Below are 21,613 nucleotides of genomic sequence, written 5' to 3' on the forward strand. Positions count from 1 at the left end.
GATCAGGCAGAAGGGATCAGAGCTCGATGCGTGTACCGAGCAGCACGAGGAATTGGCGCAGCCACTCGGGATGCGCGGGCCACGCCGGGGCGGTGACGAAATTGGCGTCGGTGGTCGCGGCGTCGACGGGAATGTCGGCGTATTCGCCGCCCGCCATTTTCACTTCGGGCGCGCAGGCCGGGTAGGCCGAAATGCGCTTGCCGCGGATCACGTCGGCGGCGGCCAGCAGTTGCGCGGCGTGACAGATGGCGGCGATCGGCTTGCCCGCTTCGGCGAATTGCCGCACGACTTCGATTACCTTGGGATTGAGCCGCAGATATTCCGGCGCGCGGCCGCCTGCTATCGCCAGCGCGTCGTATTGGCGCGGATCGGCGTCTTCGAAGGTGGCGTTGAGCGTGAATTGATGGCCGGGTTTTTCCGTATAGGTCTGATCGCCTTCGAAATCGTGAATCGCGGTCTTGATCCGGTCACCGGCCTTCTTGTTCGGGCAGACTGCGTCGACCACATGGCCAACTGCCTGCAGCGCCTGAAACGGCACCATCGTTTCGTAATCCTCGGCGAAGTCGCCGGTCAGAAACAGAATTTTCTTTGCCGCCATCGTATGCCTCCAATTGATCAACGGAACACAGCGAATGCGTCATTGACGCACCTATAAGCTCAAGCAGTCTACTCCACTACGTTTGACAGAACCGCGACGGATCACGCAATGGATACGATCGAATGGCGCTCGCGCCCGGTGTCCCTGAACTCGACGCCCACATGGGCCTGAGCGCATAACGCGGTTTCGGGCGAGCGGGCTTCGAGGCTTCACCGATGAGCGTACCGGGAAGCTTGCTGAAGAGCGCGTGCAGCACAACGGCGTATCATTGGCGCGTTTTCGCATGCGGAAGCCGCTCGACGCGGCTCACACTGAAATATGACTTTACCTATCCATTCATCTTTGTTGCGCCGTGCCGCGTTCGTGGCCGTCGTGTTCGGCGGCCTCGCCGCCTGTCAGAAGAACGACGCGTCCGCGGGCCAGGTCGCCGGCAAGCTCAACGACGCGGCCCAGGTCGCCGGTCAGAAGCTCGATCAGGCGGCCAGCTACGTCGGCCAGCAGGTCGACGCGACCAAATCCGCCGCGCAGCAGAATCTCGAATCCGCTTCCGCGCCGTCGATCAGGATCGACCCCAGCGCGCTCGCTTCGACCGCGCAGGCGAATCTGCAGAGTGCGGCGAGCGCCACCAATGCGCAACTCGGCAAGGCCGCGTCGCTCACCGGCCAGAGCCTCGAATCGGCCGGGCGCAAGCTCCAGGAGTGGTCGGCGCAGAGCTCGGCGTCGTCGGCGAACGCGTCGGCTTCGTCCTCGGGCGAGTCGAGCGACGCGCAAAAGCAGATGGACAAGTGATATGCCGGCCGGACCGCATGGCCGTTTGACAGCCGGATTAAATGTAATTACTATGGTTACATATTGTCGTTGCCGGACGGGTTTACTGTGAACACGAGTAGCCGGTTTGCATTTGCGGTGCATGTGCTCGCGCTGCTGTCGTTGCAGGGGGGCGTGCCGCTTTCGTCGGAAATGATCGCGGGCAGCGTGAACACGAATCCCGCGCTGATCCGCCGGCTTCTGACCATGCTGGCGGAAGCGGGCCTCACCACTTCGCAACTGGGAGCGGGCGGCGGGGCGCTGCTGGCACGGGCGCCTGAACACATCTCCCTGCTCGAGGTGTATCGTGCGGTGGATGACGCGCAGTTATTCGCATTGCATCGCGAGGAGCCGAATCCGGCGTGCATGGTCGGGCGCAACATTCAGGGCGTGTTGCGCGGCATCATCGACGAAGCGCAGCAGGCTATGGAGGCTTCGCTCGGCGCGCGTACGCTGGCCGACGCCACAGCCGACGTGGTGCGCGCCGAAAAGCTGCGCGAACGCAAGAAACGCTCGCACGGGTGAGGTAGCAAAAAGGCAGCAGGAAAGCAGGAAGAAAGGGGCGCGTGCCGGTCAATCGAAACACGCGCTTCTCGACGAACGGGGGCTCATGCCCCTCTTTTTTCCCGGTTATATGTAATCAATATGGTTACATATATATCAATGAAGGAGCATTGAAAATGAGCAAACAGTTGAAGATCGCGTTGTTCGGCGCCACCGGCATGATTGGTTCGCGGGTTGCCGCGGAAGCCGCTCGCCGCGGGCATCAGGTGACGGCGCTGGCGCGCAATCCGGCGCGCGTGCCGGCCGGTGTGGCGAATCTGAAAGCGGCGCAAGCCGATCTGCTCGACGCCGCAAGCGTGGGCGCGGCGGTGCGCGGTCACGACGTGGTGGCGAGCGCCTATGCGCCGCCGCAGGACGACCTCGCGGCGCTCGGCAAGGCCACCCGTGCGCTCGTCGAAGGCGTGCGCGCGGCGGGCCTGAAGCGCCTCGTCGTGGTGGGCGGCGCGGGTTCGCTCGAAGTGGCGCCGGGCAAGCAACTGGTCGATGCGGAAGGCTTCCCGGATGCCTACAAGGCGATCGCGCTCGCGCATCGGGACGCGTTCGCTTACTACCGCGGCGTCACCGACCTCGACTGGACCTTCTTCGCCCCGGCCGCGCTGATCGCACCGGGCGAGCGCACGGGAAAATTCCGCACGGGCGCCAACACTTTGCTGACCGACGCCGAGGGCGATAGCCGCATTTCCGCGGAAGATTTCGCAATCGCTTTCGTCGATGAACTGGAGCAAGGCCATTTCGTCCGTCAGATCGCGACGGCCGCTTATTGAGCCCGAAACGAGGCTGAGTGGGGCGCGCGCGGTCTTCCATGCGGGCAGGCCGCGCAAGCGTCCTAACATTCGGTTACGCATGTCAGGTTGCTCTGGTTGAAACTGCGGCTACACTGGCGTCTCCCGTTTTCCTACGGATTGCCATGCAGTCATGCCCGTTGCGGCGTGAGTCCGGGGCTGCGCCGTTCAACGGCGGGCAGCCGGCGACTCACGCCGCCTTCCACTTTTCCCCTTGCCGTAGCGAGCGCGACGCGCGCCGCGCCGTGCGCCCGCCACTCGCGGCGCGGCTTGGCGCATGGGCCGCAGCGCTTTGCGCCGCGCTGATCCTGTGCCTTGGCGGGATGCCCGCGAATGCGCTTGCAGCCGGCGCGGCCACCGGCACGCCGGTTATTCCGGCCCTGCAGAGTCTGATCAACAGCGCGACGGTGACCGCGGCGCCCGCGTCTCCTGCTTCAGGCGCATCGGCGGCGGAGGCGGCGTCCGCGCCCTCGCCGGCGAGTCAGGCGGAGCTGGCGCGTTCGCTCGACAGCGTGATCTCCACGCTCGACAACGACCGGCAACGCACCGCGCTCGTCGCCCAGCTCAAAAAACTGCGCGACGTCTCGCAGAACGTCGCGCCGGCCGCGCCCGTGCAACCGAGTCCTGGCTTGCTCGGCGCGATCGCGTCCGGCATTGCGTCGTTCGAATCCGACGTGCATCAAGGGCGCACGCCGGTCCGCTATTGGGGCGGACGCTTCAATGCCGCCGGCAACGAGCTCTACACGATCATTTCGGGGCAGGGGCACGAGAGCTTCGGCCGCATTGTGTTCTCGATGATTGCGATGCTGGCGGGCTGGGGCGCGTGCGCCGGCGCGCTGATCTACGTGCAGCACCGGTTGTACCGGCGCTTCGGCATCGTCATGGGGCTCAATCCGAACCCCACCACGCGCGAGTTGCTGATCTTCGCGCTGCGCCGCGTCGGGCCGTGGATCATCGCCTTTCTCGCCGCGCTGCTGTTCGTGCGCGCCATGCCAGACGCGCTCGGCCGCACGCTCGGCATGGTGGTTGCCTATGCGATCGTTGCGGGTGCGGTGTTCTCGGCGATCTGTCTGATCATGTTTTCGCTGTTCGGCTCGGGGCATCGGCGGATCGCCGTGCGCCTGCTGATCGATCATGCGCGGCGCGTGCTGTTCGTGGTCGGCGTGTGCGGCGCGCTCGGCGACGCCGCCGTCAATTACGACGTCGCGCATCAGCTCGGGCCGAATCTCGCCGCATTGATTTCGACCGCGGCCAACATGACGGCCGCCGTCCTCACCGGCTACTTCGCGCTCGCGTTTCGCCGTCCGGTCGCGCACCTGATCCGCAACCGGCCCTACGAGCAGCGCACCACCCACAAGGCCGCGACCGACGCCTTCGACGTGCTCGCCGCGCTGTGGCACGTGCCCGTGCTGGTGCTCGCCACCGCGTCGGTGGTTGCCACGCTCGGCGGCTCGGGTTCGAACGAAAACGTGCTGCAGATCTCGGTGGTGACCGCGCTGCTGCTGGTGCTGGCCTTTTTCGTGTCGGCCATCGTGTTGCGCCTGACGCGTCCGCGCAGCGCGCGCACGCGGCGCCGCTCGCCGTATCTGACGCGCCTGCTGCGTTTTTTCGGCACGCTGGTCACGCTGTTTGTCTGGTTGTTTTTCTTTGAACTCGCGGCGCGTTTGTGGGGCGTCTCGCTGGCTGCGGTGGTCGAAGAAAACGTGGCGGCGCGCGGCATCGCGCATGCGGTGACGGCGATCATCGCCACCGTGTTCATTGCGTGGCTGCTGTGGATTCTGGTCGATACCGCGATCACGGAAGCGCTCAATCCGGGGGGGCCGCGCAACAAGTCGCGCGTGCCGAGCATGCGCGCCCGCACCATGCTGCCGCTGTTGCGCAACGTGCTGCTCGTCACGATCATGACCATCGCCGGCATCGTGACGGCGGCCAATCTCGGCATCAATGTCACGCCGCTGCTGGCGGGCGCCGGCGTGATCGGCCTCGCGATCGGCTTCGGCGCCCAGTCGCTCGTGACCGACCTGATCACGGGGCTGTTCATCATCATCGAAGACACGATTTCGGTGGGCGACTGGATCGACGTGGACGGCGGCCACGCGGGCACGGTCGAGCATCTGTCGATCCGCACAGTGCGGCTGCGCGACGGGCAAGGCGCGATTCACGCGATTCCGTTCTCGCAGATCAAGATCGTCAAGAACCTGTCGCGCGATTTCGCGTATGCGGTGTTCGAGGTGCGCATGTCGTTCTCCACCGACGTCGATGAGATCACGCAGTTGATCCGTGAGGTCGGCGCCGATCTGATGGCCGATTTCCGTTACCGGCGCGAGATGCTCGGACCGATCGAGGTGTGGGGACTGGACCGTTTCGATCCGAACTGGATGGTCGTGAAAGGACAGATCAAGACGCGGCCGCTGCAGCAATGGAGCGTGGCGCGCGCGTTCAATCTGCGTCTCAAGCGCAAGATGGACGAAGCGGGCATCGAGATTCCGGTGCCGCAGATGCGTGTGTATACGTCGTCGAAGGATAGCGAAGGGCAGCCTTTGCAGGACGACGAGATGTCGGGGTTGGGCCCGCGTGGACATGCCGAGAGTCAGCCGGAGACGTCGGCGTCCGCATCGGCGGCGCGGGCCGTGCATCCGCCGCTTGCGGTGGCGCGCGACGTGTCGCACGAACCACGGCCGGCGCCGCCGCCGACCGGGCAGACAGCGCCGGTTCCACCGCAGATTCCTACAGCCGGCGAGGCGGGCGGGAAGACCTAGCTGCGGGCGTCGTGACCACAGTCGGCAACGCGCACCACGTCGTTGACGTGCGTCGCGATCTGCGCACCCGCGACGCCGTAAATATGCAGCGAGACGGCAGGCTCGTCGCTGCGATTGCCCAGTTGATGAATCCCGCCACGGCCGCCTCGCACGAACGACACGGCGCCCCGATTGCGTGCTTGTGTGCGCGTGGCGCTCGCGCAGTGCCGTGCGCCGTTCCACTCGAATACCGTTTCGCTCAGCGTGCCTTCCATCACCGCGTAGCCGCACCATGTGTGATGCGCGTGCACGGGGCTTGCCTGCTGCGGCAGCCACACCAGCGCGGCGATCGCATAGCGGCCGTACGGGTCCGCAGCCAGCAGATGACGCCGGTACTTCTCCGCCGAGCCTTCGCGCTGCGCTGCCGTGAGCAGGTCGGGATTCGCCGCCGCGTCCGCGAGCGCAATGCGCATGCTGCGCGCGAAGAAGGCTGACTCAGACGGTTCCGGAGATGGCCCGCAGGCTTCGAACATCGCATCCAGGGCATCGCACAGGCGCGCGAGGGGCGCGTTGCGCGCGCCGTACAACAGCATGTCGGCCCGATCGCGCGAGGCGGCCTGAGGCGCTCTGGCGGACTGCGACTGTTGGACTGGGAAACGCGTCGGTGACGCTGTGTGAAAGTCTTGGCTCATGGTCGTTGGGCGGCCGCCGGGGCTGCTTGTCGGTTATTTTTGGATAGCGATATTTATACCGGTTTGCCCAGAGAAAGAGTTTCCATATAATTCCCCCTGGAATCGGAAAAGTAGAATAATTTCCTATGGGGGTGTCAGGATGGGAATGGATATCATCGACCGGAAGCTGCTGGAGTTGCTGCAAGCGGACGCGACCATGCCGATCGCCGAGCTGGCGCAACGCGTGAACCTGTCGCAAACGCCTTGCTGGAAGCGGCTGCAGCGTCTGAAAGAGGCGGGCGTGATCCGCGCGCAGGTCGCGCTTTGCGACGCGCGCAAGCTCGGCGTGGGCACGACCGTGTTCGTCGCGGTGCGCACCAATCAGCACACGGAGGAATGGGCGCAGACGTTCACGCGTGCGGTGCGGGACATTCCGGAAGTCGTGGAGGTGTACCGGATGAGCGGCGAAACCGATTACCTGCTGCGCGTGGTGGTGTCCGATATCGACGACTACGACCGCGTCTACAAGCTGCTGATCGCGGCCGTGCCGCTATACGACGTGAGTTCGAGCTTCGCGATGGAGCAGATCAAATATTCGACGGCTTTGCCGGTGCGCTATACGGTGTAGGCCCTGCATTGGCGAGCCCGATGCGATTTGGGTCAGGAGTGTCAATATTCAGTTAACATTGTTCATAACTGGCGATTTTTTTACCAGTCCTTGATATAAATGGACTGACTCTGGTGTATGTTACGAAAAGTTTCAGTTTCGTCGTAACAATACCCATAATGAATAAAAAGACCTACAGGCTGATCTTCAGCCGGCTTCGGGGCATGCTGGTCGCGGTATCGGAAACCGCCACGGCGGCAGGTAACACAGTATCGGGAGAAACCGGATCGGCGCGGCAGGCCGCGCGCCAGACGGTGTTGCGCCGGTCGCTTTCGTGCTTGGCGCTGCGTCATGCCGCGCTTGGCGCGATGACGCTCGCCGGCGCGCTCGTCATCTCCACGCCCGAGGCGCACGCGCAGATCGTGCCGGGCGGCGCGCACGCGCCGTCGGTGATCCAGACGCAGAGCGGGATTCCCCAGGTGAACGTGAACCGGCCGTCCGCTGCCGGCGTTTCGGTCAACACGTACGGCCAGTTCGACGTCCAACGCCCCGGCGCGATCCTGAACAATTCACCGACGATCGTGAATACGCAGCAGGCAGGCTATATCAACGGTAATCCTAACTACCTGCCGGGGCAGTCCGCGTCGATCATCGTCAATCAGGTCAACAGCAATAATCCCTCGCAATTGCGCGGGTACGTCGAGGTGGCGGGCCGGCGCGCGGAGGTGGTGATTGCAAATTCGTCCGGTCTGATTCTGGACGGCGGCGGTTTTATCAACACCTCGCGGGCGATTCTCACCACAGGCAATCCGACCTATGGCGGGAACGGCGCCCTGACCGGTTTCGATGTTACGGCGGGGCGGATCACGGTCCAGGGCGCGGGGCTGAACGCATCGAACGTCGACCAGGTGGACCTGATTGCGCGAGCCGTAGCGGCGAACGCGGCGATCTACGGCAACACGCTGAATGTCGTCGCCGGCGCGAATCACGTCGATCACGATACGCTGGCTGCCACGCCTATTGCGGGCAGCGGATCATTGCCGGCCGTTTCGATCGACGTGAGCCAGTTGGGCGGCATGTATGCGAACAGGATTTTTCTGGCGAGCAACGAGTACGGCGTGGGCGTCTCGAATGCAGGCGTGCTCGCCGCGCAGGCGGGCGACCTGACGCTGCAATCGAACGGCCAGCTCGTGCTTGCCGGCAAGACCACGGCAAGCGGCAATCTCGCCGCCACGGCGGCCAGTATCCAGAACAGCGGCTCGACATACGCGCAGCAGTCAGCGGCGGTCAATACGTCGGGCGCGCTGTCCAACACCGGCACGCTCGCCGCGCAGCAGAACACGAACATCAGCGCTGCGAGCCTCAGTTCGAGCGGCACGCTCGGCGCGGGCATCAACGGCGACGGGTCGATCGGTCATGCAGGCGATCTGACGGTCGCGACTTCGGGCGCGCTGGGTGCGACGGGACACACTGCCGCAGGCGGCAATGCGACGCTGACCGGCGCGGCGCTGAGCCTCGGCGGTAGCCAGACTTCAGCCAACGGCAACCTCACGTTGCTGGCCAGCATTGGCGACATGAGTCTCGCGGGCGCGAGCGTCGCTGCGGGCGGTGCGATCAATGCCACCGCGCGGGGGACGCTGACGAACGATAACGGCGCGCTTTCCTCCGCCGGTGCGCAAACGGTTGCGGCGGGCGCGCTGTCGAATCAGGGCGGCCAGATCATCTCGCAGTCGACGCTGAACATCGGTACCGGCGGTGCGTTGAACAACCGTCAGGGCATCATCCAGTCTTCCGGAAACCAGACGCTTGGCGCGGCCTCGATCGACAATACCGCAGGGCGCGTGGTGATGCTCGGCAACGGCGCTCAGAGCGTCACGGCGACCGGCGCGCTGGTCAATGCGCCGGGTATCACTGCAACGGGCGCGGCAGGCGGCGTGATCGGCAGCAACGGCGCGCTCGGCGTGTCGGTCGGATCGATTGCGAACCAGGGGCAGTTCAACGCGCTAGGCGACGCATCGCTTCACGCCCAGTCGATCGACAATCATGCGGGCAGCGTCACGGCGGGCGGCAATCTCAGCGCGAGCAGCACGGGCGCGCTCAATAACCGCGACGGTACGCTCTCAGGAACGGCGACGACCGTGAGCGGCGCGTCGGTCGACAATTCCAGCGGCACGGTCGAAGGCAATACGCTGACGCTGTCCAGTAGCGGCAACCTGACCAATCGCGGCGGCCATATCAGCCAGTCCGGCAATGCGGCGCAGCGCATTTTCGCAGGTGGCGCATTCGACAACACCGGGGGTTCGATTGCATCGAACGCGACGGACCTCGACGTCTCGGCGCAATCGCTTACGAACGATGCCGGTTCGATCCAGCACGCGGGTAGCGGCACGCTGGCCGTGACTACCACGGGAAATCTGTCGAACAGCGCAGGCAAGCTGGTGACCAATGGCACGCTCGACGTGACCGGCGCGGCCGTATCGAATCAGGGCAGTCTGAGCGCGAAGGGTGATGCGACCGTGCGGGCGCAGACGCTCGATAACCACGCGGGCAGCATCGTCGCCGGCGGCGCGCTGGTCGCGTCAGGCATTGGCGTCGTCGACAACCGGAACGGCACGCTTTCAGGTGCGGCTACGAACGTGAGCGGCGCGTCCGTCGACAACTCGAACGGCACGATCGAAGGCGACACGCTGGCGCTGTCCAGCAGCGGCAACCTGAGCAATCGCGGCGGCCGCCTCACCCAGTACGGCAGCGCGGACCAGACGCTTTCGGCCGGCGGCACGCTCGACAACACCGGCGGCACGCTTGCCACCAATGCGACCAACCTGACCGTGTCAGGCCAGTCGATCACGAACGACGCCGGTTCGATCCAGCACGCCGGCACCGGCACGCTGAATGTGACGACGCCTGGCGCGCTGTCGGATGTGGCCGGGCAGATCGCGACCAACGGCGCACTCATCGCCCGCTCGGCCAGTCTCGATAATTCGAACGGCGCCGTGTCCGCCCAGGGCTCGGCACAGGTCGATGCGAACACGAGCCTGACGAACCGCGGCGGCACGCTGTACGGTAAAGCCGGCCTGACGGCGACCACCCAGGGCGCGTTCGACAACACTCAAGGGTGCGTGCAGACCGATGGCAATCTGTCGGTGAACGCAGGCGGGGCGCTTTCGAATACGAGCGGGACGATTTCGGTGAACGGCGCGTCCGGCAATGCCGCGACCGCCACCGTGTCGGCCTCGTCCATCGACAACACCTCGGGCAAGCTCACGAATAGCGGCAGCGGCGCGACCACCATTACGGCCGCGACCGGCATCACCAACAGCGCCGGCACGATGGGCGGCAATGGCGACGTGACGCTCGGCGCGCAGACGCTCACCAACACCGCCAGCGCAAAATTTGTTGCCGCGCGCGTGGCCAGCCTGAACGTCACGAACCGGGTGAACAATTCGGGCGGGACGATCTACGGCGGTACGGCGCTGAACCTCAACCAGTCCGGTGCGAGCGTGATCAACGACAGTGGCCGCCTCGAAGGCGGCCAGGACGTGTCGGTGCGGGTGGCGTCGCTCGCGAATTCGGCGGGCGCGCTCAGGGCAAATCGCGACATCACGGCTAGCGGCATGGTCAGCGGCGATGGCACCATGACGGCCGGCCGGAATCTGGGGCTCGCCGTCACGGGCGACTACACCAACGGCGCGTCGAACAGCCTGCGTGCGGACGGCAACATGACGGTGTCGGCCACCGGCGCGCTGACGAACGCCGGCACGCTCGCGGCGAGCGGTGCGTTGAGCGCAAGCGGCGCGAACGTGGTCAATGCGGCCGGCGCGGACATCAACTCGGCGTCGACCACGGTCAATGCGACGGGCACGCTCACCAATGCCGGAAGGATCGAGGGCGATTCGGTCACGACCCGCAGTGCGACGCTCGCGAACACCGGCACGCTGATCGGCAACACCGTGCAGGTCAACGCGGCGGACGTGCAGAATACCGGCGCGGCCGCGGCGATTGCGGCCGCTCAGAGTCTGAACATCTATGCGTCGAACTCGGTCACGAATTCGGACGGCGCGCTGATCTATAGCGGCGGCAGTCTCGCGATCGCGAAGGATGGCGCGCGCGACGGCTCGGGCATGCTCGCGAACCAGACGGGGACGCTCACGAACAGCGCCGCGACAATCGAGGCGGTGGGTGACGTGGATATCGCCGCTCGCACGGTCAACAACCTGCGCACGGGGGTTCAGACGCAGGCGGGCACGCCGCAGAACACCGGGACGAACACGCTGACGCTGTGGACCGCAGGCCTCTCCGGTGATGACCTCGGCTTTTACGACAGTTCGGTCTATCCGCAGTGGAACTGGCGGGGCGGAGCGATCGGCACGGCAACCATCGGTGCGCTGATGCATCCGATCACGGTCACGGTCCCGAAATCGCAGGTCGCCAGCCTCGATGCCAACGCGCAGACATTGTCGTTTACGCAGCCGCTGACCGATACGTATATCAGTACCTCGACCCCGCTGGTCGAGGTCTGCAACACCCACGATTTCTGCAGCCAGCAGCATGTCTCGCAGACGCGCACCATCACGAACAACGCAACCCAGTACTACAACGGCATCACCGACAACGGCAGCACCTACACGATCACGCTGTGGCCGGACTACAACCCCGCCACGAACATCCGGCCCGACAACGTGACCGTGCGCACCGATCTCGGTTCGGACAATCACGACTACGTCGAGATGAAGCGCGTATCGACCAGCACCACATCGACTGACCAGCTGCTGAGCGCCGGCACGCCCGCGCTTCTGCAGGCGCAGGGTTCGATCCGGATCAATTCGGACGGTGGCGCGATCAACAACCAATCGTCGACCATGACCGCGGGCGGGAATCTCATTCGCCGCGCCGTGGGCGGCAGCGTGAACGACTCAGGCACGGTGCTGCAGCAGACCGTGACCGCCGACACACAGTCCACCTATTACTGGCATCAGAAGACCGGCGGCAGTGACGACACGAAGATCGTCGAAGACGGTATCACGCAGAGCACGACCACGGTCGCGGCGCTGCCCGCGATTGCGACCGCCAACGGCGCGGTGCAGACGAGCGGCCAGACCATCAGCGTCGCCAGTGTGAACCGGGTCGGCCAGACAGTCGTGGGTTCCGGCGTGACGGGCGGCAACGCGACGGGCACGCAACTCGGCGGCGTGAACGGACAGGCCGCGGACGCGGGCACGGCAGGCGGCGTGACTGGCCAGACGGCGAGCGCGAACATTGCCACAGGCGTGAGCGGCCTCACCGTACGTCCACAGACACTCGGTGGCGCGGCAGGCGGCATCCCGAACCTGAAGCTGCCGGTGAACAGCCTGTACACGTATCAGACCGCGCCAGGGGCGACGTATCTGGTCGCAACCGATCCACGCCTGACGACTTACACGAAATTCATCTCCAGCGACTATCTGCTGGGCGCGCTGGGACTGAACCCGCAGACCACGGAGAAACGCCTCGGCGACGGGGCTTATGAGCAGCAACTCGTGATGAACCAGGTCACGCAGTTGACCGGCCGAACGTTCCTCGCCGGCTATTCGGACAATCTGGATGAGTACACGGCGCTGATGAACAGCGGTGTCACGTATGCGAAGTCGTTCGGACTCACGCCGGGCATCGGCCTGACCGACGCGCAGATGAAGCAGCTGACAACCGACCTGGTGTGGCTCGTGTCGCAGACCGTGACGCTGCCCGACGGCACCCAGCAGACCGTGCTCGTGCCGAAGCTGTATCTGGCACAGGCCAACACGGTCGATCTGCAGGACAGCGGCGCGCTGGTCGCCGGTAACGCGGTGAGCCTGAATGCGACCGGCGACGTGAGCAACAGCGGTCATATTGTGGGGGACATGGCCACTGCGGTGCTCGGCAACAACATCGTCAATAGCGGTGTGATCGGCAGCGGCGGCACGACGGTGGTGTCGGCCGTGCAGGACGTGCGCAACACGAGCGGGCGCATCGGCGGGGTGCAGACGGTGGTTCAGGCCGGGCGCGATGTGATCAACGAAACGGCGACCGCGAGTGTGTCGAACACACTGCAGCAGGCCGGTTTCACGTCCAGCGCTTCTTCGCAAAACATACTGGCCACCGGCACGATTTCGGCGTCGGAGAATGCGGTGGTGCTGGCGCAGCGCGATGTGAATCTCGCCGGCGCCGCCATCGAGTCGGGCAATAGTGCCTTTGTGGGCGCGGGCCGCAATATCAACGTCGGCACGACGACGCTTGGCGCGACGCAGGATGCGGGTACTAACGACGGGCTCAACGGCGGGCATACCACCACGACACAGAACGTCGGCAGCACGATCACGACGGGCGGCAACCTGACCACGGTGTCGGGCGGCAATACGACGCTCACCAATGCGACCGTCAGGACGGGTGGCGATGCAGCGATGATTGCCGCCAACAATCTGACGCTGACCGCCGCGACCGACACGCGTTCGCACAACGAGCAATCGCTCGGCGGCCCGCAGTCGAAGCACACCGGTTCGAGCTACGACGAGACGGCGCAGGGTAGTAACCTGAACGCCGCCAGAGATCTGACGCTCGGGGCCGGGCAGACGGCAGCGGCGGCTGCGCTGCTGTCGGAGCATGGCATCGTCGCGGCGGCGGACGCGCCCATCGGCGCAGGCAATCTCACGGTGCTGGGGTCGAGCGCGACCACCGGGTCGAGTGCCGCAGACGGTAGCGTGAGCGGAGGCGCCGCCACGCTGGCGGCGACCGGCAATGTGACGATCGGCGCGGTGACCGAAACGCACGACTCGCAGAGCTGGTCGCACAATGAACGCTCGGGCTTCATGTCGAGCGACAAGACGACCGACCAGACATCGTCGCATCAGGTGATCTCCGTTGGCTCGACGGTCTCGGGTGATACGGTGAGTGCGAATGCCGGTCACGATCTGACGATTGCGGGCTCGACAGTCGCCTCGACGAACGACATGTCGCTGTCGGCCGGGCATGATCTGACGGTGACGACGACGCAGGACACCAGTCAGAGCAGCCGTTTTCACCAGGAACAGAAGTCGGGTCTGGGCGGCACGGGCGGCGCCGGCATTTCGTACGGCACGAGCGACCGGAAGGAAACGACGAACGATAACTCGGTCACGCAGAACGGCAGTCTGGTGGGCAGCACGGACGGCAGCGTGACGATGACGGCGGGCAACGGTTTGCATATCACGGGCAGCGATGTGATCGCGGCGCGGGATGTGACGGGCAAGGCGGCGAGCGTCACGATCGATGCGGCGACGGGTACGAATCACCATGACGAGACGCAGGAGACGAAGACGAGCGGCTTCACGCTTGGGCTGGGCGGTAGTGTGGGGGATGCGATCAATAACGCGATCCAGCAGTCGCAGGCGGCGGGTAGCAGTCAGGATGGACGGGCCAAGGCCCTGCACACGATTGCAGCGGTCGGCAACGCCGGCAGCGCGGTCGGGTCGCTGGCGGGTGGCGGTGCTCCGGATATCAGCGTGCAGTTGAGCTACGGCACGAGCAGGACGAAGAACACTTTCACGGAAGACCAGACCACGCAGACCGGCTCGACCGTCAAGGCCGGTGGCATGGCATCATTCACCGCGACCGGTGGCGGTGATGGGGCAGCGTCGTCGAATAATGGCAACGTGACGGTCGCCGGTTCGAGTGTCAGTGGCAACGATGTCATGCTGAGCGCGAAGAACGATGTGAATCTCCTGAACACGACGAACACCGATTCGACGCGCAGCACCAACGAATCGAGCAGTGCGAGCGTGGGCGTTTCGTACGGCACCAAAGGTTTTGGTGTGTCGGCGTCGATGAGCAAGGCGCACGGCGATGCGAATTCGGATGCGGCGATGCAGAACAACACGCATGTGAGCGCGGCCAACAACGTATCGATCAGTTCCGGCGGCGATACGAACATCGTCGGCTCGAATGTAAAGGGCAATCACGTTTCTGCGGATGTGGGCGGGAACCTGAACATTGCCTCGGTGCAGGATACGACGGTGAGTAGCGCGCATCAGCAAAGCTCGGGCGGTGGTTTCAGCATCAGCCAGGGCGGGGGCGGCGCGACCTTCAGCAGCCAGCACGGCAGCGCGAACGGCAACTATGCCGCAGTGAACGGGCAGGCCGGGATTCAGGCAGGCTCCGGTGGTTTTGATGTGAACGTGAAAGGCAATACGGATCTGAAGGGCGCGTACATTGCCAGCGATGCGGACCCGTCGAAGAACACCCTTGCCACGGGTACGCTGACGTACTCGGACATGCAGAATCATTCGGACTACAGCGCGTCGACAAGCGGCTTCAGTGCGGGCACGCAGGGCGTCATGCCGATGCTGGGTCAGTCGGCAAGCGGCAGTTCCAGTGCGACGACGAAGAGCGGCGTGAGCGCGGGCACGATTACCATTACCGATTCCGCGAATCAGAAGCAGGAAGTGGCGAGCCTGAACCGGGATACGTCGAACCTGAACGGTACGGTGTCGAAGCTGCCTGACGTGAACACGGTGCTTGGCAATCAGGCTGATGTGATGAACGCGGCCAATGCGGCAGGGGAAGCGGTGGCGAAGGACATCGGCACGTACGCGGACTACAAGCAGAAAGCGGCGCTTGATGGAGCGAAGGCGGCGAACGCGCTCGGTGAAACCGGCACGGCGGCGCAATACGGGCAGGATGCGGCGGACTGGGGAGAAGGGGGCGCGGATCGCGTCGGTATGCACATTGTGGCGGGCGCGGTGCTTGGCGGGCTGGGTGGTGGCAACTTTGGCAGCGCGCTCGGCGGGGCGGCAGGTGCGGGGGTTTCGGCTGGACTCGCGCCGAGGTTGAATGAGTTGAGTAATTCGATTGCCAATGGGGATCCGACTGGCAATGCGACGGCTGACAGGATGCTCGGGCAGGTTGTGTCGAATCTGGTGGCGGGGGCGGCGGGAGCGGCTGTAGGGGGTGGTGCAGGTGCTTTTGCTGCGTCGAATGCGGATCGGTACAACCGGCAGTTGCATGAGGACAGCAAGGCCAAGGAACAGACGTTGGCGAAGAAGCTGGCCGACGAGAGCGGCGGCAAGTACAGCGAGCAGGACGTGGAAAACCAGATGGCGCGGATGGACCTGACGGTGAACGGGCAAACTGAATCGGGTGGTGTTCGGGTGGCCACTGGCGTGCAGCCGCAGGATGGAACCGACTGGCAACCTTATGGCGTGAACAAGGCGGGACAACAGGTGTGGGCGCAAAGCCTTGGGCCGGGCGATCCCGATTTGCAGGCATATATTGCAAAGGGGGCGCAGGATAGCGGACTGTCGTACCAGCCAACCACCACTGGCTCGAATCCGGGCTTGATCCGAGCGCCGGACATGGTGAACTTCCAGGTGGACTACTTCGTGGGCAGTGCGTGGGGGACGTTCACGCGTGATGGGAATGCGTTCTTTGGGTACGGTGTGAATTTGGGCATTCCGAATTCCGTAGGCGCTGGTGTCAATGTTTCCGCTGGTTATCTCAACACGACATCGGTCCGACCAGGGCAGACGAACAACTTCGCCGGCGGATATGCAGGAGGTGGCTCCGCTCTATATGGTGGTTTGGGCGGCGGTATTATGGTGTCACCTGGGAATGGGACTGCAACCGTCATTGGATTCGGTGCAGGTACGAATGTGGGCAAGACCGACAACCCTGCGTCAGTGGGTTGGGGCTTCTCTAACGATCAAGGCAAAACCGGAATCAAGTGGTAGCAATATGGGACCTTCGATTACATCAACGCCAAAGACGCGATTGCAAAAAGTCGTCTGGTGGTGCGCCTTCACTGCGATGATGGGGTTTATCGTGTACGTGGTGATAAAGAACGTGTTCTTTAGCTGAAGCAACAACCCCGGCTGCGGCCGGGGTTGTTGTTTGCGGAGTCGTTCAATCCGGCGTGATGACGAGCCTGCCGTGCTGAACCTCGATCCTCACACGCTGGCCGGGCGGGAAGCCGGCCTGCTCAAGCCAGATGCCGGCGATGCGAAGCCACGGAAAGAACGTGGGTGTACGCCAGTCCCTGCCCGGTTTCGGCGAGGGCCGCCAGCGCATGATCTGCTGGACGGTGGCGTGTCGCTCGGGATGGGTGTGCAATGCTTTAAGATTGGCATTAGCCATGATCAACTCCTCTATTGAGTTGGTGGTGGTCAGCGGGCGATGAGTGTTGGTAGCATTCACCGCCCGCGCTTCGTTTACATCAGTTCTCCTGCTGTTGTTCGGTCGTAACGGCTTGCCTAGCCGCTGATGATCTGCTTGGCGCGGTACTTGAGGATCATTCCATCGAGCAGCGCCTTGATGATGTTGCGGTCTTCGTCGGGCATCTGGCTAACTGCCTCGAACTGCAAACGCAGGTCATCGGACGGGCCGCGCTCGTTCTCATCAAACACCAGTTCATCAAGGCTGACATTGAGCGTCTGTGCCAGACGCGTCAGGGCTTCTAAGGTCGGTTGAGCCGACCCTGCTTCATATCGACGAACCTGATTGACGTGCAGCGTCGCGGCCTCGGCCAGCTCTTGCTGGGTAAGGCCGCGGGATTTGCGCACCTGAATCAGGCGTGCGGGGAAGTTCATGGGCAGGAACCAAAGTGTTGCGGATGCCATGACTGTATTCCCCGGTCCCTCAATCTGTTGCAGACAGATACATTATAAGGTATTAAAATAAAACCTCAAAAGAGTATTGACAGATTTTAGCCAGAAGGACGATTCATGCCGCGTATTCCGCAAGCCGAGCTGGACAGACTGAAGCGCGAAGTGTCGCTGGTGCGGCTGATCGAATCGCAAGGTCACGCGCTGAAAAAGCGCGGCCGCGATTGGGTCATGCGCTGCGTGTTCCATGAAGAGGACACGCCGAGCCTGTCGGTGTCAGAAGCGAAGAACGTGTACCACTGCTTCGGCTGCAACGCGTCGGGCACGGTGCTGGACTGGGTCATGAAAACCCAGGGCGTGAGCTTGCCGCACGCGGTGCAGTTACTGCGTAACGATGCGCCGCTGGCTGCGGCGGACAAGGTTGGGGTCAAGCTGAGTTTTACGCGCCCGCTTGCCTCCTTAGCTGCGGATGCCGATGAAGTGGTGCTGCTGGGCCAGGTGGCCAGCACGTACCACGAGACGCTGAAACAGAGTCCGGAGGCGCAGGCGTATCTGACCCAGCGCGGGCTGGTTCACGGCGAAATGATCGACACGTTCCGGCTCGGCTATGCCAACAAGAGTCTGACGTACCGGCTGCCGCCGGGGTATGCGAAGGAAGGCCGTGACGTGCGTGCGAAGTTGCAGCGTGTTGGGGTGTATCGCGAGTCTGGCCATGAGCACCTGAACGGGTGCCTGGTGGTGCCGGTGTTTGATCTTGAGTCAGGTGCAGTAAAACAGATGTACGGGCGACGGATCGCGCCGGGTAACAAGATCCCGGCGGGCCAGCCGAAGCACCTGTATCTGTCGCTGCCGCTAGCCGGTGTGTGGAACGAAGTGGCGCTGGTTGCCAGCCGTGAAGTGATCGTATGCGAGGCGCTGATCGATGCGCTGACGTTCTGGTGTGCGGGGCATCGCAACGTGATCGCAGCGTTCGGGGTGAACGGGTTCACGCAGGACCATTGGGCGGCACTGAAACGGCACAGCACGCAGCGGGTGTGGATCGCCTACGACCGTGATGACGCGGGCAATGCTGGGGCGGAAAAGCTCGGTACGGCGTTGCGCGAGTCGGGGATCGAGACATGGCGTGTGCTGTTCCCGAAGGGGATGGACGTGAACGATTACGCGAGGAAGGTTGCGCCGGCGGAAAAGAGCCTTGGGGTGCTGTTGCAGCAGGCCGAATGGATTGGCAAGGGCAAGCGGCCAGCGGTTGCGGCGCAGGTTGAACCGGTGCCGGTTGAGGAAGTGACGGACGTTCAACCTGCCTCCTCTTTAGTTGCTATTGCTGTGCCAGGTGAAGCGGTTACGCCAGCCACAGAGATGGCAACTAAGGAAGAGGTGCAGCCCGCGCAGACGGACGAGCTCGACGTGAAGCAGACGGAAGGCGGTGAACTGCTGTTCACGTTTAGCGAGCGCGTATGGCGTATCCGTGGCTGGCAGAAGAACCTTGGGCCAGAACAGATGCGGGTGAATGCGCAGGTGCGGCGCGGCGAGACGTATCACGTCGATACGCTCGATGTGTACAGCGCGAAGGCACGCGGGTTGTTCCTGAAGGCGGCGGCTGTCGAGCTTGGCTCACAGGAAGACACGCTCAAGCGAGATCTCGGGCGCGTGCTGCTGAAGCTGGAGACGTTGCAGGACGAAGCGATCCGCACGTCGCTCGCGCCGAAAGAAAAAGGCGTGACGCTGGACGCTGTTGAACACGCGGCAGCGCTGGAGTGGCTGAAGGCGCCGGACCTGATTGCACGGCTTGAAGCGGATATGGCGCGCTGCGGTGTGGTGGGGGAAGCGACGAACCTGCTGGCCGGGTATCTGTCGGCGGTGTCGCGCAAGCTCGATGCGCCGCTAGCCGTGCTGATCCAGTCGAGCAGCGCGGCGGGCAAGAGTTCCCTCATGGATGCAGTGCTTGACCTGATGCCGGACGAGGAACGGATCCAGTACAGCGCCATGACCGGACAGAGTCTGTTCTACCTGGGCGAGACGGACCTGCAACACAAGATTCTGGCGATTGCCGAAGAGGAAGGCGTGCGTCAGGCGGCGTATGCGCTGAAGCTGTTGCAAAGCGACGGTGAGCTCACGATTGCATCGACGGGCAAGGATGAGGCGACGGGTAACCTGGTGACGAAGCAGTACCGCGTAAAAGGTCCTGTGATGCTCATGCTCACGACGACCGCGATCGACGTCGACGAGGAATTGCTGAACCGGTGCCTGGTGCTGACGATCAACGAGAGCCGTGAGCAGACGCGCGAGATCCACGCACGGCAGCGGGCGAAACAGACGCTCGAAGGGTTGCTGGCCGAGACGGACAAACAGCACATCATTGACCTGCATCGCAACGCGCAGCGGTTGCTGAAGCCGGTGCATGTGGTCAATCCGTATGCAGAGCAGTTGACGTTCATGGACGACAAGACGCGCATGCGGCGCGATCACATGAAGTACCTGACGCTGATCCGCTCGATCGCGCTGCTGCACCAGTACCAGCGGCCACACAGGACGGTCACGCATCGCGGCGAGGCGCTGACGTACATCGAAGTCACGAAGGCCGATATTGCGCTGGCGAACCGGATCGCACACGAGGTGCTGGGACGCACGCTCGATGAATTGCCGCCGCAGACGCGGCGGCTGCTGCGCCTGATTCATGCAATGGTGAATGAGCGCGGCGAGCGCGAACATGTGAAGTCGCGCGAGGTGCGCTTTACACGGCGGGACATACGGGACTACACGCGCTGGAGCGACGGTCAACTGAAAATCCATTGCACGCGTCTGGCTGATCTTGAATACCTGCTGGTTCACGGCGGCAGTCGTGGGCATCAGTTGCATTACGAGCTGATGTATGACGGCGCGGCCGATGACGAGCCAAGACTCGCCGGACTGATTGAGCCGGAAGAACTCGATAACGATGAACGCAAGTCAGGGTCAACGGTGCGCAGGTCAGCCTCAAGTCAGGGTCAAATTACCCCCATGTCAGGGCATGGCAATCAGGCTCAAAGCCAGGCGGCACAAGGCGAAGGCGGCGAACCGGTCGGGGTGAACGGGAACGCAACTATCTACGGAAATACGGGCAGCCCTTCTTTAGCCCGCGTTGTTAAGGATTCCTCATGCGCAAACGGCTGACACCCCGTGCGCCGTTGCCAGTAATTGGCCCGGCCGACGATGCGCAAAGCCTGTATCACCAGATGCGTCCGTTCCTCGAATGGATGCGGGTGCGCAACTACAGCGAAGAAACGGTAGTGCATCGTGAGACGCATCTGCGCGGGTTCATCGCGTGGTGCGATGAGCGTGGGGTGAGCCGGCCGCAGGAAGTGACGCGCCCGATCCTGGAGCGCTATCAACGGCATCTGTTCCTGTACCGCAAGGCGAACGGCGAGGCGCTGTCGGGGCGCAGCCAGCATATGCGGCTGGTGCCGGTGAAGCTGTGGTTCCGGTGGCTGGTGAAGCAGAACAGGATCCTGTCGAACCCGGCGGCGGATATCGACATGCCGCGCGTCGAGAAGCGGTTGCCGAAGCACATTCTGAGCGCGGAAGAGGCTGAACGGGTTCTCAATGTGCCGGACGTGTCGAGCGCGCTGGGCATCCGTGACCGGGCGATCCTGGAGACGTTCTACAGCACCGGCATCCGGCGTGCGGAGCTCGTGAACCTGTATGTGCATGACGTTGACGCTGATCGTGGGACGGTGATGATCCGCCAGGGTAAGGGTAGCCGTGACCGGTTAATACCGATCGGCGCGCGTGCGCTGGCGTGGATCAGGAAGTATCTGGATGAAGTGAGGCCGCAACTGTCGCTGGCCGAGGATGAGGGCGTGCTGTTCCTGGCGGTGACGGGAGATTCGATCGGCACGCGCAGTATGGGGTTGATGGTGTCGGACTACATCAAACGATCGGGCGTGAACAAGAGCGGATCGTGTCACCTGTTCCGTCACACGATGGCCACGCTGATGCTGGAAAACGGTGCGGATGTGCGCTTCGTGCAGGTGATGCTCGGCCACGCGCAACTGACGAGCACGCAGGTCTATACGCAGGTGGCGATCCGGGCGCTGAAGGAGATTCATACGGCGACGCATCCGGCGCGGCTGGAGCGTCGCGAGGACCGGGAACAGATTGATGAAGTGAAGCCGATGCGGTTGCTGCATCGGGTGTATGGGAAGTCGGAGTAAGGCGTTACGCGGTAACGCGAATGGAGGCGCAGGCGATGGCGAAGACAGTGGCAGAAAGACAGGCGGCATA

12 protein-coding genes are annotated in these 21,613 nt (G+C 63.7%); 8 read left to right on the top strand and 4 right to left on the bottom strand.

Going from position 1 to position 21,613, the window contains the following annotated elements:
- Nucleotides 1-16: 16 nt before the first annotated feature.
- Nucleotides 17-598 carry a DJ-1/PfpI family protein gene (locus PDMSB3_RS07480; protein ID WP_165185596.1) on the bottom strand — a complete coding sequence of 194 codons (582 nt, stop codon included), beginning with the start codon at nt 596-598 and terminating at the stop codon, nt 17-19.
- Nucleotides 599-916: 318 nt separating this feature from the next.
- Between PDMSB3_RS07480 and PDMSB3_RS07485 the strand changes: the two genes are divergently transcribed.
- The 4 genes from PDMSB3_RS07485 (at nt 917) to PDMSB3_RS07500 (ending at nt 5,510) form a co-directional block, all read left to right on the top strand.
- A complete protein-coding gene (locus PDMSB3_RS07485) occupies nt 917-1,387 on the top strand; it encodes a hypothetical protein (protein ID WP_007182332.1) in 471 nt (156 codons plus the stop codon).
- An 87-nt stretch (nt 1,388-1,474) separates the two neighbouring features.
- The gene (locus tag PDMSB3_RS07490) at nt 1,475-1,930 is read left to right on the top strand and encodes an Rrf2 family transcriptional regulator (protein ID WP_007182331.1); all 456 of its coding nucleotides are present in this window, start codon (nt 1,475-1,477) and stop codon (nt 1,928-1,930) included.
- A 155-nt stretch (nt 1,931-2,085) separates the two neighbouring features.
- Entirely contained in the window at nt 2,086-2,733 is a 648-nt protein-coding gene (locus tag PDMSB3_RS07495; RefSeq protein WP_165185599.1) for an NAD(P)-dependent oxidoreductase, read from the top strand.
- Nucleotides 2,734-2,876: 143 nt separating this feature from the next.
- The gene (locus PDMSB3_RS07500) at nt 2,877-5,510 is read left to right on the top strand and encodes a mechanosensitive ion channel domain-containing protein (RefSeq protein ID WP_007182329.1); all 2,634 of its coding nucleotides are present in this window, start codon (nt 2,877-2,879) and stop codon (nt 5,508-5,510) included.
- Here the strand turns inward: PDMSB3_RS07500 and PDMSB3_RS07505 are convergent.
- A complete protein-coding gene (locus PDMSB3_RS07505) occupies nt 5,507-6,082 on the bottom strand; it encodes a cysteine dioxygenase family protein (protein WP_165185601.1) in 576 nt (191 codons plus the stop codon). The two genes, PDMSB3_RS07500 and PDMSB3_RS07505, sit on opposite strands and share 4 nt — an antisense overlap.
- A gap of 238 nt (nt 6,083-6,320) precedes the next feature.
- On the opposite strand from PDMSB3_RS07505, the gene PDMSB3_RS07510 reads away from it, so the two are divergent.
- Nucleotides 6,321-6,788 (top strand): Lrp/AsnC family transcriptional regulator, encoded by a 468-nt coding sequence (locus tag PDMSB3_RS07510; protein WP_011487821.1) that lies wholly within the window; start codon nt 6,321-6,323, stop codon nt 6,786-6,788.
- 158 nt (nt 6,789-6,946) lie between these two features.
- Nucleotides 6,947-16,483 carry a two-partner secretion domain-containing protein gene (locus PDMSB3_RS07515; protein ID WP_165185604.1) on the top strand — a complete coding sequence of 3,179 codons (9,537 nt, stop codon included), beginning with the start codon at nt 6,947-6,949 and terminating at the stop codon, nt 16,481-16,483.
- 172 nt (nt 16,484-16,655) lie between these two features.
- On the opposite strand, the gene PDMSB3_RS07520 is transcribed toward PDMSB3_RS07515, so the two are convergent.
- Nucleotides 16,656-16,886 (bottom strand): SymE family type I addiction module toxin, encoded by a 231-nt coding sequence (locus PDMSB3_RS07520; protein ID WP_165185607.1) that lies wholly within the window; start codon nt 16,884-16,886, stop codon nt 16,656-16,658.
- 116 nt (nt 16,887-17,002) lie between these two features.
- Complete coding sequence (locus tag PDMSB3_RS07525) at nt 17,003-17,338, bottom strand: helix-turn-helix domain-containing protein (RefSeq protein WP_165187421.1); 336 nt, start codon at nt 17,336-17,338, stop codon at nt 17,003-17,005.
- A 135-nt stretch (nt 17,339-17,473) separates the two neighbouring features.
- On the opposite strand from PDMSB3_RS07525, the gene PDMSB3_RS07530 reads away from it, so the two are divergent.
- Both PDMSB3_RS07530 and xerC read left to right on the top strand, forming a co-directional pair.
- Nucleotides 17,474-20,503, top strand: a complete 3,030-nt coding sequence (locus PDMSB3_RS07530; protein ID WP_165185610.1) for a CHC2 zinc finger domain-containing protein — start codon at nt 17,474-17,476, stop codon at nt 20,501-20,503.
- On the top strand, nt 20,488-21,543 hold the full coding sequence (xerC, locus tag PDMSB3_RS07535; RefSeq protein WP_165185612.1) for a site-specific tyrosine recombinase XerC: 1,056 nt from the start codon (nt 20,488-20,490) through the stop codon (nt 21,541-21,543). The genes PDMSB3_RS07530 and xerC overlap by 16 nt, the downstream gene beginning before the upstream one ends.
- The last annotated feature ends 70 nt before the right edge of the window (nt 21,544-21,613 follow it).

The sequence above is a fragment of the Paraburkholderia dioscoreae genome (assembly GCF_902459535.1).
Classification (GTDB): Bacteria; Pseudomonadota; Gammaproteobacteria; order Burkholderiales; family Burkholderiaceae; genus Paraburkholderia; species Paraburkholderia dioscoreae.

Bases quoted from the DNA above. Each gene is read 5' to 3' on its own strand.
- PDMSB3_RS07500 (WP_007182329.1), top strand. From the start codon at position 2,877: ATGCAGTCATGCCCGTTGCGGCGTGAGTCCGGGGCTGCGCCGTTCAAC.
- PDMSB3_RS07530 (WP_165185610.1), top strand. From the start codon at position 17,474: ATGCCGCGTATTCCGCAAGCCGAGCTGGACAGACTGAAGCGCGAAGTG.
- PDMSB3_RS07525 (WP_165187421.1), bottom strand. From the start codon at position 17,338: ATGAACTTCCCCGCACGCCTGATTCAGGTGCGCAAATCCCGCGGCCTT.
- PDMSB3_RS07520 (WP_165185607.1), bottom strand. From the start codon at position 16,886: ATGGCTAATGCCAATCTTAAAGCATTGCACACCCATCCCGAGCGACAC.
- PDMSB3_RS07505 (WP_165185601.1), bottom strand. From the start codon at position 6,082: ATGCTGTTGTACGGCGCGCGCAACGCGCCCCTCGCGCGCCTGTGCGAT.
- PDMSB3_RS07485 (WP_007182332.1), top strand. From the start codon at position 917: ATGACTTTACCTATCCATTCATCTTTGTTGCGCCGTGCCGCGTTCGTG.
- xerC (WP_165185612.1), top strand. From the start codon at position 20,488: ATGCGCAAACGGCTGACACCCCGTGCGCCGTTGCCAGTAATTGGCCCG.
- PDMSB3_RS07510 (WP_011487821.1), top strand. From the start codon at position 6,321: ATGGGAATGGATATCATCGACCGGAAGCTGCTGGAGTTGCTGCAAGCG.
- PDMSB3_RS07480 (WP_165185596.1), bottom strand. From the start codon at position 598: ATGGCGGCAAAGAAAATTCTGTTTCTGACCGGCGACTTCGCCGAGGAT.
- PDMSB3_RS07495 (WP_165185599.1), top strand. From the start codon at position 2,086: ATGAGCAAACAGTTGAAGATCGCGTTGTTCGGCGCCACCGGCATGATT.
- PDMSB3_RS07515 (WP_165185604.1), top strand. From the start codon at position 6,947: ATGAATAAAAAGACCTACAGGCTGATCTTCAGCCGGCTTCGGGGCATG.